This window comes from Thermoanaerobacterales bacterium (genome assembly GCA_030019475.1).
Classification (GTDB): domain Bacteria; phylum Bacillota; class Desulfotomaculia; order Desulfotomaculales; family JASEER01; genus JASEER01.
In genome coordinates this window covers 47,567-62,625 of record JASEER010000010.1, presented here as the reverse complement: position 1 = coordinate 62,625, position 15,059 = coordinate 47,567, and the positions used below count along the sequence as shown (strand labels likewise).

Genomic DNA, 15,059 nt, shown 5'->3' with positions numbered 1-15,059 from the left:
GCACGATGACGTCGGCGCGCCGCTGCAGGACGTTGATCTCCAGGTTGGCGTCCGGGCTCAGGGCCAGCACCGTGATATCCGGGTCGCCCTCCGCCAGGTTGCGCACCTCGTTGAGGACGACCATCCCCTCCGGGTCGTCGTCGGCCCCGCCCCCGGCGAGGATCAGGCGGCAGGGCATGTGCTCCCGTACCATCCGGAAGGCGTCGATCACGCCCACCGGGTCCTTCAGCCGGTCGAAGCGGGACACCTGCAGGATGACCGGCGGTCCTTCCGGGTCCACTCCCAGCCGCTGCAGCACCGCCTCGTACTCTTCCTGGGAGACATCCCTGTTCTTTTCGGAAAGGGGATCGATGGCCGGCGGCATGAAATACTGCAGCAGCGGCAGGTCGCGGGCGTACTCCGGCAGGTGGAAGACGGCGACGTCACAGGCGGCGGCCATGGGCGCCAGGAAGTACCATACCGCCGGAACGGCGGGCCGGGGGTCTATGTGGCAGTACCACATCCAGCGGGCATCGCTGTCCCCACGGAAGGCGGTGAGGCCCAGCGGCTGCTGGTCGTGAATGACTACGAGATCGGCCCCTTCATCCAGCAGGTGCCGGTTGTCCTGGGCGGTGGCCAGGTAGCTCTCCAGCATCTCGCCGGTGATGTGGACCTCCTGGCCGTGCATGCCGTTGTGAAACTGTTTGGTGGTGTTAAAAAACTCCGGGGGGGCTTTGAGCACCGCCCACCTGGCCGTGAGCCCGACCTCCTGCATCAGGGGCACCAGGGAGTTGAGGATCTCGACCACGCCCCCGCCCACCCGGGTGGAGTTGATGTGCAGGAGGCTGTAACCCCGCAGCCTTTCCCCCAGCGCCCGGATCTCCCCAAGCACCGCGCTGCCCGCCGCGCTTTCATAATCATCGAGCCTCAATACGCCCACGCCCGGCCCCCTCCTTCTCATTTATCTTTACCCAACAGGGCCACGGGAAAATGCCTCAGCAGGTCGGCGACCCGGAGACATTCGCCCGCCACCTTTTCCCCGGTAAAAATGTTATGCCAGCGGCCGGGCGCGCCCTCGGGCAGGAGGAGCGCGGTGTCCCCCCACGCCGCCTCACCCAGGGGGAAGGCGGTTTCGGGAAGCCCGCCGCTCCCCGGAACCCCCCTGAGCCGGAGGCGCGCCGCCAGACGGGGCACCGCCACCAGGGCCCAGCCGTCCCCATGGCGGCGGGCGAAGGCGCAGACGTGCTCCCCCGCCGGTCCGGCGGCATCCAGGGGGATGTACTCGCCTTCGGCAAACAGCGCGGCATGCGCCCGGCGGAAAGCGAGGGCTTTGTAGGTCACGTACAGCTTTACCCGGCCGTCGTCCCAGCCGGAAAGAAGCTTTTCAACCAGGGCGCGCCGGCCTAGGGCCTCTTCTTCCATCAGGGACGCCAGGAGCCGGGCCCGCAGGCCGAAGTCCACCGGCCGCCGGTTGTCCGGGTCGACCAGGGACAGGTTCCAGAGTTCGGTGCCCTGGTAAAAGTCGGGCACCCCGGGGGAGGCGGCCTTCAGCAGGACCTGGGCCAGGGAGTTCAGGGCGCCGTAAAAGGCGGTGACCCGCTGGAACTCCCTAAAGTCATCCAGGAACCGGTTACCCGAGTCCGGCTCCAGGATGGACGAGGCGAAGGCCTGCAGGGCCTTTTCGTATCCGTCGTCGGGATCGAGCCAGCCCGTGTGGACCTTGGCCTCCCGGGCGGCCTTGACCAGGTAGTTAAGAAACCGTTCCTTGACGGCGGGAACCTCGCCTTCGCGCAGGGGCCAGGCGCCGATCAGCGTCTGGTAGACGAGAAGTTCCATGTTCCCGTCGGGGACGGGTGCTCCGTCGACCACCGGCTTCCGGGCGCTGTTCCACCGGGACCAGCGTTCCACCCGCGCCGCCCAGTTCCCGGCGATCTCCGACAGGACGTTGATCCGCGCCCGGACATCCTCGCTCCGCTTGGTATCGTGCGTCGAGGTGGCGTTCAGGGCATGCGGCCACCGCCTGCCCCGCGCCGCGTTGCGGCGGTGGAACTCCCTCACCGGGATCCCCCGGGACGCCGGTTCGCCCCCCACCTCGTTGAGGGACACCAGCCGGTTGTAAATGTACAGCGCGGTATCTTCAAACCCCTTGGCCATGGCCGGGCCGGTGAACTGCTGCCAGCGCATTACGAAGTCCAGCCACAGCCTTCGTTGCTCCGCCGTGAGGCCGGGCGGAAACCGCAACAGCAGCACCCGCCGGAGGAAGCCGGCGGCGCGGGTCACGGCCGGGTTCCGGCGGACGGCTTCCTCCACGGCGTGCTCGATGTAATCGCGGTCGTGCTCGGCCACCGTAAACCCGTCTATGTAGGTGCGGTAGACCGGCAGGCAGGCGGTCACCTCGACCAGCGCCCGCTCCAGCTCCCACAGCGTGAGGTCACGGCCGTGCCGGTCGCCCTCGGCCGGGAGGCCCAGCCGCCAGGCCAGCGCCCGCACCTCGCCGGGGAAAAGGAGGTCCATGACGCGCTTCTTTTGCTCATAGACCAGCCGGTCGAAGCCGGTCCGGACCCCGGCGAACCGCGCGTACAGCGCGTCCAGCTCGGCCGCCCCGTCCCCGTCCACGAAGATAGCGTTCACCAGGTTGAGAAAGTCGTAGCCCGTGGTGCCGTGCACCGGCCAGTCTCCGGGCAGTTCTTCCCCTTGGCCCAGGATTTTTTCCACTACAATGTAAAAGCTGTGATCACCGTCCGGGCGTGCCAGGCGTCCCTGGAGGGCCCGAAGGTAGGCGCGGGGGTCGGACAGACCGTCGATGTGGTCGATCCGCAGCCCGGTGACCGTTCCCCGGCGGACCAGTTCGAACACCAGGGCATGGGTGGCCTCAAAGACCTTTTCGTCATCCATGCGGACGCCGGCCAGGTCGGTGACGTCGAAGAACCGCCGGTAGTTGAGTTCCTCACTCCCCGCCCGCCAGTAGGCGAGCCGGTAGGACTGCTCCGCCAGCAGACGGTCGAGGTCATCCGCCGGAAGCCGCAGGTTCTCGTCAAGGAACGCTTTTATCTCCGGGGATGTCGCGTACAGGCGCCACAGGCTCTTCGCGGCGTCACCGCAAGGCCGGTTAACGATCTCCATCATGGCCGCCCCCGCCGTATGCCCGGGCCCCAGGGCGTCCCGCAACCCGGCCGCCCATCCGGCCGCCAGCCGGCGGAAGGAAGCCGGGCTAAGCGGCATGCGGTGCTCACGGTACGCCGCCCAGAGGCCGTCCTCGGCCAGCACGAGCTTGACCTCCCCGCTTTCCAGGACGCGGCCGTAGGGCGCCCCGAGGACGGGGAGCAGGACTTTGCCGTGCAGCCCCGGGCGGAGAGGCCGCCAGTCGATATCGAAGAAGTCCGCGTAGGACGAGTCGGGGCCGTTCCGCAGGACGTCCCGCCACCAGGGGTTCTCGCTGCTCGCGGCCATGTGGTTGGGGACGATGTCCAGCAACAGGCCCATCCGGTGCCGTTGCAGTTCATCCGCCAGCAGGGCGAAGCCTTCCCCGCCCCCCAGGGCCTCGTTCACCCGGGTCGGGTCGGTGACGTCGTACCCGTGCGGGCTGCCCCGCCTCGCCTGCAGGAGGGGCGATGCGTAGAGGTCGGTAATCCCGAGGGCCGCAAGGTAGGGGACCAGCGCCGCGGCGTCCCGGAAGCGGAAGCCCTCGTTGAACTGCAGGCGGTAGGTGGCCGCCGGGATGCGCGCGCCGCCCATCACCGGCATCCCCGGATGCGCAGTTTCTCCCCAAGCTCGCAGAACCCCTCCACCCAGGCCTCGGCCTCGTCGTCGCCCTGCTCGGCGGCGGCCTTCTTGAAGTCCGGGTAGATCGTCTGCAGCAGCCGGAAGTAGACGTTTTGCACCTTCCAAAGGTCGACCTCGAAGGGCAGGGAGCGCACGAGCCCCACCGCCGCGTCCAGGTCGGCGATGACGGCCTGGTCGGTGGGCCGGGCCCGCAGCTCGTCCCCCATTTTCTCCAGGGTTTGCTCCAGGACGAAGCTCAGGCCTTCCTTGTCCAGGGGAACGTCGGCCATCTCGACTTCGGCAAGGAGAGCGCGGACCTGTTCAAAGTCGAGCGGCTCCCCGGCCAGGGCGCGGCGCAGGCTGGTGTTCAGCACGAACTCGGCGGCCGTAGAGAGGGCTTTGGGCCGGGGGATGTCCAGGTCCCTCAGGAAGCGTATCAGCCCCACGTGCCGGTCGTAGATCCGCCGGTAATCCGCCGCCGCTTCTTTCAGTGTGGTCTCGAGGATGGTGTCCAGGACCTCCCGCTGCTTGTCCTTGAAGAGCTGCCGTAAGGTATAGGTCGCACCCTCGAAGTGATGGTCGATGAGCCTGATGACTTCGGCGAAGTCGGCGCGGTTGAAGGCCCCGGTCAGTTCCTTGACCATCGCCTGATAGGCCTCTTCGCCCTGGAAATAACGGACGCCCCCGCCGGTGTTGTGGTTGCCGAAGTAGACCACCCCGTAGACGACCGGCGCCGACTCGTGGGTGATCTCCGAGGTCACCCGCACACGACCCAGGGAGAGGGTCGCCCGGCCCGCCAGGCTGATCTGGTAGTTTTCCCGGTGGACGTTGTAACAGTAAATGCGGGAATGGTCGTCGTAGGACTCAAACAGCGAGCATATGGCGTAATGCGCCCCCACCTTGAGCAGGTCGACCATCGCCGGCTTGACGAGCCGGTGATAGATGTTCGCCCCGTCCTTGAACTGGGGGATGTTACTCCCGGCGCCGGCCAGGATCTCCAGGAACCGGGGCTCGGGCGAGGTACCGAAGAGTTCCCGGGCCAGTTGGACGACGCGGGCCGCGTACTTGATCACTTGCACCGTCTCGATCCCCGAGATCTCGTCGAAGAACCACCCGCAACTGGTGTACATCAGCATGGCGTGGCGCTGCAGTTCCAGAAGCTTTAAGACCGTAATCCGCTCGCCGGGGTCCAGGTTCCGGGCCGCATGCTCTTCAATCCACCGCGTGACGTTGTCGCGCGAGCGGTCCAGGATAATCTCTATGTAGGCGTTGCGCGCCTCCCAGGGGTCTTTGAGGTAGCGGGCCGCCTTTTCCTCGTACTGCGGGGCCAGGTGGTCACGCAGCCAGTCCAGAGCGTCGCGCAGGGGGCGGCGCCAGGCCTGATTCCAGCCCGGGTGCATCCCGGAATTGCACCCGCAATCGTTCCGCCACCGTTCGACGCCATGGAAACAGCTCCACGAGGTGTACTCGTTGATCTCCGCCTCGTAGGTCGGCAGGTGCTGCTCCAGGTACGCCGCGTAGTTGGTCAGGCGCGCCGGCCCCTTGGTCTCGATGAGGTCCAGGGCGTAGGCCAGGGCCATGTCCCCGTGCCGGTGATGGTGTCCGTACGTCTCGCCGTCGGTGGCGATATGCACGAGCTGCGGCTCGCGCCGGTCGTCAAAGGCCCCGGCCAGGCGCTGCGCGAAGTGTTCCCCGCTGTAGAGCAGCTTTTCGAAGGCCACGGCACGAGCCACTTCCCCGTCGTAGAGAAAGACGCTGATCGTTTTGTCAGTCCCGGGCAGGTGAACCACGTAGGGCATCTTCGTGTCCGCTCCGCCGGGCAGGACGTCCCGCCATTCTCCGCCATCGATCTTGCGCACGCGTTTTACCTGGTAGTTGGCCAGGACGGTGAACTTGATGCCCTGCTCGGCCATGATCTTGAGCGTCTCCAGGTCGACCGCCGTCTCCGGCAGCCACATCCCTTCCGGCTTCCGGCCGAAGCGATGCTCGAAGTCCTTAATCCCCCAGACGACCTGGGTATACCTGTCACGCCCGTTGGCCAGGGGCAGGATCATATGGTTGTAAGCCTGGGCGAAGGCCGAGCCGTGCCCGGAGAACTTCTTTCGGCTCTGCAGGTCGGCTTCGATGATGGCCCGGTACACCTCGGGTTCCTTTTTTTCCATCCAGGAAAGCAGCGTGGGACCGAAATTGAAACTGATCCTGGCGTAATTGTTGACAATGTTCCTGATCCAGCCCTCGCCGTCGAGGATGCGGGATGCCGTGTTGGGTTCATAACACTCGGCAGTGACGCGCTCGTTCCAGTCGTGGTAGGGATAGGCCGAATCCTGGAGTTCGATGTCCTCCAGCCAGGGGTTCTCCCGCGGCGGCTGGTAGAAGTGGCCGTGAATGCAAATGCTCCGTTCCATCTACGACTCCCCCACGCGTTGTAATAGGAGGCAGGCCCAGGGGCCCAGCGCAAACCGGACCTCTCCTATCGACACCAGTGTGTCCGGCACCGTGCCCCCGTCTCCCAGCCAGCGTTCCTCGGCGGCGTCCAGGCATTTGCGCCACCGGCCGGGGGGGACGGGCAGGGTCGGTGACACCGGTCCATAATTAAAGGAAAGGATCAGGCACACCTCGTCCCCCCCGGCCCGGAGGCGGACGAACAGCACCCTTGCCTTTTCGTGCGCCGATACCTCCAGGCCGTCCGGGTCCCGTCCGGCCAGCGCCGGCATCTCCCGGCGCAGCGTCAGCAGTTCGCGGTAAAACGCCCGCAGCGCCCGGTGCCGCTCCAGCCGGAGCAGGTCACGGTTCAGCCGGGAACGGCGGAAGGTGGCCTCGTCCTGGGGGTCCGGCACCTCGCCTTCCTCCATAAAGTCGGCGAATTCGGCCCGGCGCCCCTCGCGTACCGCCTCTACCAGGGACGGGTCGGAATGGCTGGTGAAGTATTGAAAGGGCGCCGTCTCCCCGTATTCTTCCCCCATAAACAGGAGAGGAATGAACGGGGAAAGCAGGACCACCGCGGCCGCCGGTTTCAGGGCGTCGAAAGGGACAAGTGTGGACAGCCGCTCGCCCCGCGCGCGGTTGCCCACCTGGTCGTGGTTCTGGGCGTAAACGACAAGCCGCCGCGCCTTGCCCGGGCCCGGTCCGCCGTGCCGTCGTTTCCGGAAAGAGGAATACTGGCCGGTGTAAACGTAGCCCTGGCGGAAGGCCTTGGCCAGGTGCTCGAGGGCGCCGAAGTCCCGGTAGTAGCCGTTCCTCTCCCCCGTAAGCAGGCTGTGCAGGGAGTGGTGGAAGTCGTCGCTCCACTGGGCGTCAAGGCCGTAGCCGCCGAGGGCGCGCGGCCTTACCAGGCGGGCGTCGTTCAGGTCGCTCTCGGCGACGACGTAGACCCGTCGGCCCAGCCGCTCAGCCTCCCGGTGCACCACGGCACCCAGTTCCTCCAGGAAGGGCAGCGCCGCCTTGTCGGTGATGGCGTGCACCGCGTCCAGCCGCAGCCCGTCGATATGGAAGTCCCGGATCCAGTAGAGGGCGTTTTCAATGAAGAAGCGCCGGACTTCGTCGGCGTGCGGCCCGTCGAAGTTGAGCGCGTCGCCCCAGGGGGTACGGTAGCGGTCGGTGAAGTAGGGACCGAAGTCCGCCAGGTAGTTCCCCTCGGGCCCCAGGTGGTTGTAGACAACGTCAAGGAACACGGCCAGCCCCTGCCGGTGACAGGCGTCCACCATGCGCCGCAGGCCGTCGGGCCCGCCGTAGGAGTCCTGGACGGCGAAGGGGTAAACCCCGTCATATCCCCAGTTGCGCTCCCCGGGGAACTGGGCCACCGGCATCAGTTCCAGGGCCGTGGCGCCCAGGTCTTTCAGTTCCTCAACGTAGGGAATTACGGCGTCGAAGGTCCCCTCGGGGGTGAAGGTGCCCACGTGCAGTTCGTAAAAGACCAGGCCGTCCTGCGCCGGGCCGAACCAGCACCGGTCCGACCAGGCGAAACCCCGCGGATCCACAACCTGCGAAGGGCCGTGGACGCCCCGGGGCTGGTACCGCGAGGCGGGGTCCGGCCGTTCCTTTGGCCCGTCTTGTCCCTCAAGGAGATAGAAGTAAAGACTGCCCGGCTCCACCCCATCGACCGTACCGTAATGGTAGCCCCGATCCCCGCGGGCCAGCGGCACCTGGAACTTGCGAGGCGCAACGACACTGACCGCTACGAACGCGGCGCGGGGCGCCCAGACACAAAACCGGCAGCATCCGTCCCCCAGGTAGACGGCGCCCAGACGCGGCCCGGCGGTCACGGGCTGATGCCTCCCCGGCGCAACACCCGCTCCCCGGTGGCCCGGGAAAGCCGGCGCAGCCACGCCCCGGCGCCGGCCCGGAGGCCGGCCACCGTGCGCAGGAGCGCAAGCACTTCGGGATCGCAGCGGAAGTCTTCAAGGGAGCGACGCGCCTTCCGCCGCCAGTTGAGGTTATCGTCCCCGGTGCCGGGAACGTTCTGGGGCTCGGTCTCCAGCCAGAGGTCCTCCAGGTTGACCAGTAGGACCCGGGACGGGCTCGCCGCCAGGTGCGCCAGGCACGCCCGCAACACCGGTCTCGCCTTTACCGTGAGAACGTCCAGCCGGCCCAGGCGGTAGAGGTAAGCGGACAGAGCCAGCTTGGACCGAATGTCTTTGGCCTGCCAGAAGGCGGCGAACGGCGGCGTATCGTGGGTGTTCAGGGATGCCAGAACGGCGGCGGGGACGGGCCGCAGCGCCCGGCGCGGGTCGGCGGCGGTCTCGAACTGCAGGACGTACATGCCCAGGACGTTGTGTCTGGCCATAGCCGGCCTTACGTAGCCGGGAACGGTGCCCAGGTCTTCCCCGACGATCAGGGTACGGTGCCGCCTGGACTCCAGCGCCAGGATGGCGTAGAACTCCTCGGCCCGGTAGCGGACATAGACGCCCTCGCGGGCCGTGAGCCCCCTGGGCACCCAGTAGAGGCGGTGCAGGCCCATAACATGGTCCAGGCGCAGGACACCGGTATGCTCCATGTGGTGGCGCAGGCCGGCAATGTAGTAACGGTACCCCTGCTCCCGGATGCGCTCCGGGTGCAGCGGGGGAAAGCCCCAGACCTGGCCCTCGCCGCATAAGAGATCGGGCGGCGCCCCGGCGCTGGCCCCGAGGGCAAAGGCCTTGCGCTCCCGCCAGACGTCGTACCCGTCGGCCCTTACGCCCAGCGGGAAGTCAAGGTACAGTTTTTGCCCGGAGCGCCGTGCCGCCCGTAACAGCTCGCCGAACTGGCCCTCGGCCAGCCACTGGACGTACAGGTGGTAGCGTTCGGCCTCCGCGTCATAGTCCCCCTCCCGGAGGTCCCCCGCCCGCATCCGTTCGGGCCAAGCCGGCCAACCGGTCCCCCGGTGCTCTACGGCGGCGCGGAAACGGGCGTAGTCCCGGACCCCGGGGTTTTCGTCAACCCAGTGCCACAAGTCCGCCTGTCGCCGGGCACCCTCGGTGAAAAAGCGCCGGGCGCAGCGTTCCAGGACGGCCCGCTTGGCGGCCATCACCCGCCGGTAGTCCACCAGCGGCGCCTCGCGGAGGGCGTCGATCTCCTGCCGGAACTCCGGGGAATCCAGCAGTTCCCGTGCCTCACGGCACCTCCGGACCTCCGGGACGCACGTCACGTCGAGGTAAAACTCGTTCCAGAACAGGCGGCTGACCGGCGCGTAGGGGCTGGGGTCGAAGGGCTCGTCCAGAAAGGCGGGCAGGAGCGGAAGGGTACCCGCCATACCGGCCCCCACCTTGCGGCACCACCGCAGCAAGTGTTCCAGGTCGGTGAAATCGCCCGCGCCCCAGTTTCTCCCGGAACGGAGAGCATAAAGGGGAAGAAAGCATCCCCAGATGCCGGCCTCACGCCCGGCAGGCGGAACATAGACCCTCCGGGGAGCGGAGATGAGCAGCGTCTCCCGTATTCCGCCGGGCAGGCGGAGAGTCAGCCGGTGGTATCCCCAGGGCAGCCCGGGGGGCAGGGTCAACCGGCGGGCCTCGTATCTTTCACCGTCCACCGAAGCGGCCTTCACTGCGGGCAAACGGTCCAGGTTACAGGTCAGGTGTATGCCCCGGCCGTCCTCAAGGTCCAGCCGGCACTCGGCCGTACCGTCCGCCCGTCCCGCCGGAAGCCGCAGTTCCAGGCGGGCGGGTTCCCCGTCCCACGCCACGGCCACCGGTTCACAGGAACGCCGCCATCTCATCAGGCGGCGTTCCCGGAGCGCCCGGGGCACGTCGGCCAGAGTCTCGACCGGGGCGCCCAGCGCCTTCAGGGCCTCCAGCAGCACGTGCGGCTCCCGCGCCGCGCAACCCGCCGTGTTTTCCGGGGGTATTTCTATCCCGTAAAGCCCTGCGAGCCGGTGAAGCAAATCCATAGTAATGACATTATTCCCGGCCGCTTATGGCTCCTATGAGCGGCGCCCCCATGAAACGGACAAGGCTGTGTTTGATAATCCAAAAGTGAGCCATCTCAAACTTCCAAACCTGTAAACCAGGGTTAAGCCGACCCCCAGTCTGCAAGGGTAAAAGGGTGGAAGATTGAGATGGCTCATCCAGAGCGTATCAGATGGTGATGTGCATTGAACTGTTGTTTATACCCACACAGTCAATGCAAATTGACGAGCTCTTTCACCGCCGTAATAATCCGGGCCGCGTCGGGTATGCCGTACTGCGCCAACGGGGGGCTGAAAGGGACAGGGATATCCAACGCCGCCACGCGGCGGATGGGGGCTTTCAGTGACGGAAAGGCCTCCTCCGCGACGGTAGCGGCAATCTCCGCGCCGAACCCCCCCGTTTTATTAGCATCATGAACAACCACCAGCCGCCCGGTCTTACGCACCGAACGTAGAAGGGCGTCCCTGTCAAGTGGAGCCAGGGTGCGCAGATCCAGGACCTCGGCCTCCACCCCGTTTTCAGCCGCCAGTTGTTCCGCCGCCTTGAGGGCTTCCAGGACCGGCCTCCCCCAGGCGACGATCGTCACGTCCCGGCCAAGCCGCTTCACGTCCGCCTTACCTATCGGGACCAGGTGCTCAACCTCTTCGCCGGGCACCGGGCCGGGAACAAGCCCGAGGACCATGTCCTCAAAGAAAATTACGGGGTTGTCGTCCCGAATCGCCGTCTTCAGCAAACCCTTGGCGTCCCCGGGGGTAGAAGGAAAGACGACCTTCAATCCCGGGCAGTGCGCCATCCAGGCCTCCAGGTTGTGTATGTGCTGGCAACCGGCGCCGGCACCGCTGCCCGCCTTGACCCTCACCACCAGGGGAAAGCGACTTTTTCCTCCCGAGAGATATCGCAGTTTGGCCGCATGGTTGACAATCTGGTCGGAGGCAATGGTCAGGAAAGGGCTAAACATTATCTCGACGACGGGGCGCAGGCCCATCACCGCGGCGCCCACGGCCAGCCCGGCGATGGCCGCCTCCGAGACCGGCGTATCCTTTACCCTTTCCGGGCTGAACATCTGCAAGAGGCCGTATGTCGGGGCCTTGGGGTTGTCATGAATACTCACGCCTACCCCTTCCCCGGCCAGGAAAACGGCGGGGTCGCGCCGCATCTCCTCGACCAAAGCCTGACGAACCGCCTCGCCGAAGGTCAGTTGTTGCACGTTGATTAACCTCCTCCTGTCCCAAGCGTCCCTTAGTCCACATTAGTCACAAAAGACGTTTTCCAGTGCCTCTTCAGGTTCCGGCCACGGGCTGTTCATGGCGAAAGCAACCGCCTCCTCCACCGTCCGGCGCGCCCTGTCCTCCATCTCCGCCACCACAGCGTATGTCAAGACGCCTTCGGCGAGCAGGGCCTCCTGCAGCAGCTTGATGGGACAGCGCTCCATCCAAGCCGCGATCTCTTCCTTGGGCTGATAAAGCTGCCGGTCGAATTCGCTATGTCCCCGCCAGCGGTAGGTTTTCATCTCGAGTAACACCGGGCCTTTACCCTCCAAGCAACGGCGCCGCGCCTCCCGCGTAGCCTCGTAGACGGCTACGGCGTCATTGCCGTCCACTACATGGCCGGTCATGCCGTAGCCGAGTGCCCGGGTGGCGATGTCCTGCACCAGGGTGTGCTCTTCGTGACGCTGAGCGCCGGCCCAGGCGTTGTTTTCACAAACAAAGATCACCGGCAGATGCCAGAGGGCGGCCAGGTTCAAAGCCTCGTGAAAACTGCCCTCGTCGGCGGCACCGTCGCCAAAGAAACAAGTCGTAACAACCGGACGCCGCTGGTATTGAGCGGCGAAAGCCGTCCCCACGGCAATCGGAATGCCGCCCCCGACCACGGTCGTGGTGCAAAGCGCGTTCACCTCCGGCACGGCGATGTGCAGGGTGCCGCTCTTCCCCTTGTTGCAGCCGGTCCTTCGACCCAGGATCTCAGCCATTACCGGCCCCGGGGGAGCGCCCTTGGCCAAGAGGTGGCCATGGCTACGGTGATTACTGATGATCACGTCCTCCGGCTCCAGGGCGCGACAGACACCGGCGGCGACCGCCTCCTGCCCCGTGCAGAGGATGACCATCCCGGCTATACGCTCCCCGGCGCGGCTCATCTCGGTCAGCTTTTCTTCGAAACGGCGAACCAGGAGCATGGATTCGAGAAGGTCGATCTTTTTCGTACTGGTGATCATGGAAATCTCCCCCTCCTAACACGTTAAAGTCATCTCAGGAGACCCCAGAGCAGGTTCCGCGATGCAAATCAGAAAAGTTTATAAGGACTTGGTTTCCGGGGAAAGGCCACCCCTCCTCGAGGGGTTGACCGCTTACCAAAGACCGTCCTTCCCCGGAGTCTTTTTCGGGCGCCACGGGTCATAGAGGGTCGCGCTGGAAGGTTTCTTTAAGCTGGGGGGCGCCGTTTGTTTCGCCCTCCTGATCGGGCCGATAGTGATGCATCGATGGGATCCCGGGGTTTTCACCGCCGCCGTCGTCTATCTGCTGGTGGGCGGATTGTTCTGGCTGTTCGTCAGCAGGATCATAAACTGGCGGAAGAAGACATAGGTCGTGTAGCGAGGCTGCCCAACATAGGGACCGCCTCCCACGCGGTCCCTGTCAAGGTTTGAATTGTTGTTGCCGATCCAAGACGGGGCACACACCGGACGGCGGCTTTCCCAGTTTTGCCCCGCTTGGCCGTCAGCCGGCCGCCGCCCAGAGCAGTTCCCCGTCGTCGTACCTGGTCTGCAGGCGGCCGGTGTCCGCCAGGTGTCCCAGGTAGGCGGAGACAGTGGCAAAGACCAGGAGGTACTGTTCGGGATGGAGCGTTATCTCCTTCCGCCGTACGATTTCCTTCATTATTTCTTCCCGCGCGCGGCCGTCGCGGCCCGCGATTTCCACTACCAGCCCGGCGATGCTCTCCGTCACGGCCCGGTTGGCCGCCAGGGCCTCCCGGGGATCCTCGACCGGTTCGCCATGCCCCGGCACGTAACAGGCATAGGCGGTCTCCTCCAGCTTGGCAATGGTTTCCAACGCCGCCCCCACGTCCGCGGTGTAAGGGAGACGGTATTTCTCGATGACATCCGTGGAGAAAAAGGCGTCGGCCGCGAACAGAACGCCGTCAGGGGTCGCGACGCCGATCTGTCCGGGGGAGTGTCCGGCAAGGTCGAGGACCTCCAGTTCCACGCCTGCTACTTCCTGTGCACACGGCGCCAGCACCCCGTCCACCGGGCACGGCTGGGCCATCAGGAACTTGGTCCGCATCTCGCGCGGGGGGACGGCGGAAAACAGGTAGAAGGTTTCGAGCGCGGTATGCTCGATGAAGGGGCGTTCCAGGGGGCTGGTCCAGACTTCGGCGCCCGTGCGCTTCTTGATGAACCGGTTGGCGCCGCAGTGGTCGGCGTGTGAATGGGTGTTGATAACGGCCGCCGGGGTGAGCCCGGCGTCCTTGAGGATGCGCAATACCTTCCGGCCGCTGCTCTCGTCCAGTCCGGTGTCGATGAGAAGGCAGGTCCCGTCGCCCCGGTCGTAAACCCCGACATTCACCGGACCCCGGAGGCAATACGTCTTTCCCCGAACGTTTTGAAGCTCAAGAGCCAAGACAATTCCTCCATTTGCCCGTTTGTCCAGGTCAAGCCAATATGCTGGCCATAATGGTCAAAATGAGCAGAAATCAGCCCAAAATGGATTAAGTGTGTAAAAAATAAGGTGGCATCCGGGAGGATATTGCCACGTAGCATAGAAATAGTATACCACCATCTTTGGGGGAGGAGAACCAAGTGAGCAGGAAGATTACTGTCTCGGTAATTAAAGCCGATGTCGGCGGGTTCGTGGGGCATTCCGCGGTCCACCCCGAACTCCTGGAAAAAGCCCGCGGCATTCTCTCGGGGAGCCCGCTTCTGATTGACTTTCACGTCACCAGCGTCGGTGACGACATCAACCTCATCCTGACCCACGAGCTGGGCCGCAACTGCGGCGAGATCCACCAGCTGGCCTGGGACACCTTCATCGCCTGCACCGAGGTGGCCAAGAAGCTGAAGCTTTACGGCGCCGGGCAGGACCTTCTTGCCGACGCCTTTTCCGGGAACATCAAGGGCATGGGGCCGGGCGTCGCCGAGATGGAGGTCGAGGAGCGCAAGAGCGAGCCGATCCTCATCTTCATGGCGGACAAAACCGAGCCGGGGGCCTGGAACCTGCCCCTTTACAAGATCTTCGCCGATCCCTTCAACACCATCGGCCTGGTCATCGACCCGAACATGCACTGCGGCTTCAACTTCGAGGTGCGCGACCTGATCGACAATAAGAAGATCATCTTCTCCGCCCCCGAGGAGATCTATGATATGTTGATCTTCATCGGTGCTCCGGGGCGCTACTGCATCAAGCGCATCTTCCACCGCGGCACCGGTCAGATCGCGGCCGTTTCCAGCACCCAGCGCCTGAACCTGATGGCCGGGCGCTACGTCGGCAAGGACGACCCGGTCTGTATCGTCCGCTGCCAGAGCGGCTATCCCGCCGTCGGCGAGGTCCTGGAGGCCTACGCCCACCCGCACCTGGTCTCCGGCTGGATGCGCGGCTCCCACAGCGGGCCGCTGATGCCCGTCGCGCAGCGGGAGGCCCGCCCGACCCGCTTTGACGGTCCGCCGCGCGTGATCTGCCTCGGGTTCCAACTCGCCGAGGGCAAGCTCGTCGGCCCGCAGGACATGTTCAACGACCCGGCCTTCGACGAAGCGCGCCGGGAGGCGACCCGGATCGCCGACTTTATGCGCCGCCTGGGCCCCTTCGAGCCGCACCGGCTGCACCTGGATGAAATGGAATACACGACAATGCCGCAGGTAATGGAGAAGCTGAAGGACCGCTTCGTGGTGCCGCACAAGAAGGAGAAGAAGGCGGAGTAAACCCCGCACCCCTAGCACCACCGCTGCAAAGA

The 15,059-nt window shown here is 65.5% G+C and carries 9 protein-coding genes; 1 reads left to right on the top strand and 8 read right to left on the bottom strand.

Annotation, left to right across the window (positions count from 1 at the left end; translation table 11 throughout):
* The 8 genes from QMC81_04390 to QMC81_04355 form a co-directional block, all read right to left on the bottom strand.
* Nucleotides 1-919 (bottom strand): hypothetical protein (locus tag QMC81_04390; GenBank protein ID MDI6906716.1); only part of this gene is annotated, 919 nt, incomplete at its 3' end.
* 17 nt (nt 920-936) lie between these two features.
* Nucleotides 937-3,714, bottom strand: coding sequence for a malto-oligosyltrehalose synthase (treY, locus tag QMC81_04385; GenBank protein ID MDI6906715.1), 2,778 nt, complete (start codon nt 3,712-3,714; stop codon nt 937-939).
* On the bottom strand, nt 3,714-6,146 hold the full coding sequence (locus tag QMC81_04380; GenBank protein MDI6906714.1) for a DUF3536 domain-containing protein: 2,433 nt from the start codon (nt 6,144-6,146) through the stop codon (nt 3,714-3,716). Before QMC81_04380 ends, treY begins: the two co-directional genes overlap by 1 nt.
* Nucleotides 6,147-8,003 (bottom strand): malto-oligosyltrehalose trehalohydrolase, encoded by a 1,857-nt coding sequence (treZ, locus tag QMC81_04375; protein MDI6906713.1) that lies wholly within the window; start codon nt 8,001-8,003, stop codon nt 6,147-6,149.
* Complete coding sequence (gene malQ / locus QMC81_04370) at nt 8,000-10,102, bottom strand: 4-alpha-glucanotransferase (protein ID MDI6906712.1); 2,103 nt, start codon at nt 10,100-10,102, stop codon at nt 8,000-8,002. Before malQ ends, treZ begins: the two co-directional genes overlap by 4 nt.
* 230 nt (nt 10,103-10,332) lie before the next feature.
* On the bottom strand, nt 10,333-11,328 hold the full coding sequence (locus QMC81_04365; protein ID MDI6906711.1) for an alpha-ketoacid dehydrogenase subunit beta: 996 nt from the start codon (nt 11,326-11,328) through the stop codon (nt 10,333-10,335).
* 42 nt (nt 11,329-11,370) lie between these two features.
* A complete protein-coding gene (locus QMC81_04360) occupies nt 11,371-12,333 on the bottom strand; it encodes a thiamine pyrophosphate-dependent dehydrogenase E1 component subunit alpha (GenBank protein ID MDI6906710.1) in 963 nt (320 codons plus the stop codon).
* A gap of 499 nt (nt 12,334-12,832) precedes the next feature.
* A complete protein-coding gene (locus tag QMC81_04355; GenBank protein ID MDI6906709.1) occupies nt 12,833-13,732 on the bottom strand; it encodes an MBL fold metallo-hydrolase in 900 nt (299 codons plus the stop codon).
* A 179-nt stretch (nt 13,733-13,911) separates the two neighbouring features.
* Between QMC81_04355 and fbp the strand changes: the two genes are divergently transcribed.
* Nucleotides 13,912-15,027, top strand: coding sequence for a fructose-1,6-bisphosphate aldolase/phosphatase (gene fbp, locus QMC81_04350; protein MDI6906708.1), 1,116 nt, complete (start codon nt 13,912-13,914; stop codon nt 15,025-15,027).
* Nucleotides 15,028-15,059: the final 32 nt, after the last annotated feature.

Excerpts from the sequence above, each read along its gene's own strand:
- treY (MDI6906715.1), bottom strand. The coding sequence starts at position 3,714 with ATGGGCGGCGCGCGCATCCCGGCGGCCACCTACCGCCTGCAGTTCAAC.
- QMC81_04380 (MDI6906714.1), bottom strand. The coding sequence starts at position 6,146 with ATGGAACGGAGCATTTGCATTCACGGCCACTTCTACCAGCCGCCGCGG.
- malQ (MDI6906712.1), bottom strand. The coding sequence starts at position 10,102 with ATGGATTTGCTTCACCGGCTCGCAGGGCTTTACGGGATAGAAATACCC.
- QMC81_04360 (MDI6906710.1), bottom strand. The coding sequence starts at position 12,333 with ATGATCACCAGTACGAAAAAGATCGACCTTCTCGAATCCATGCTCCTG.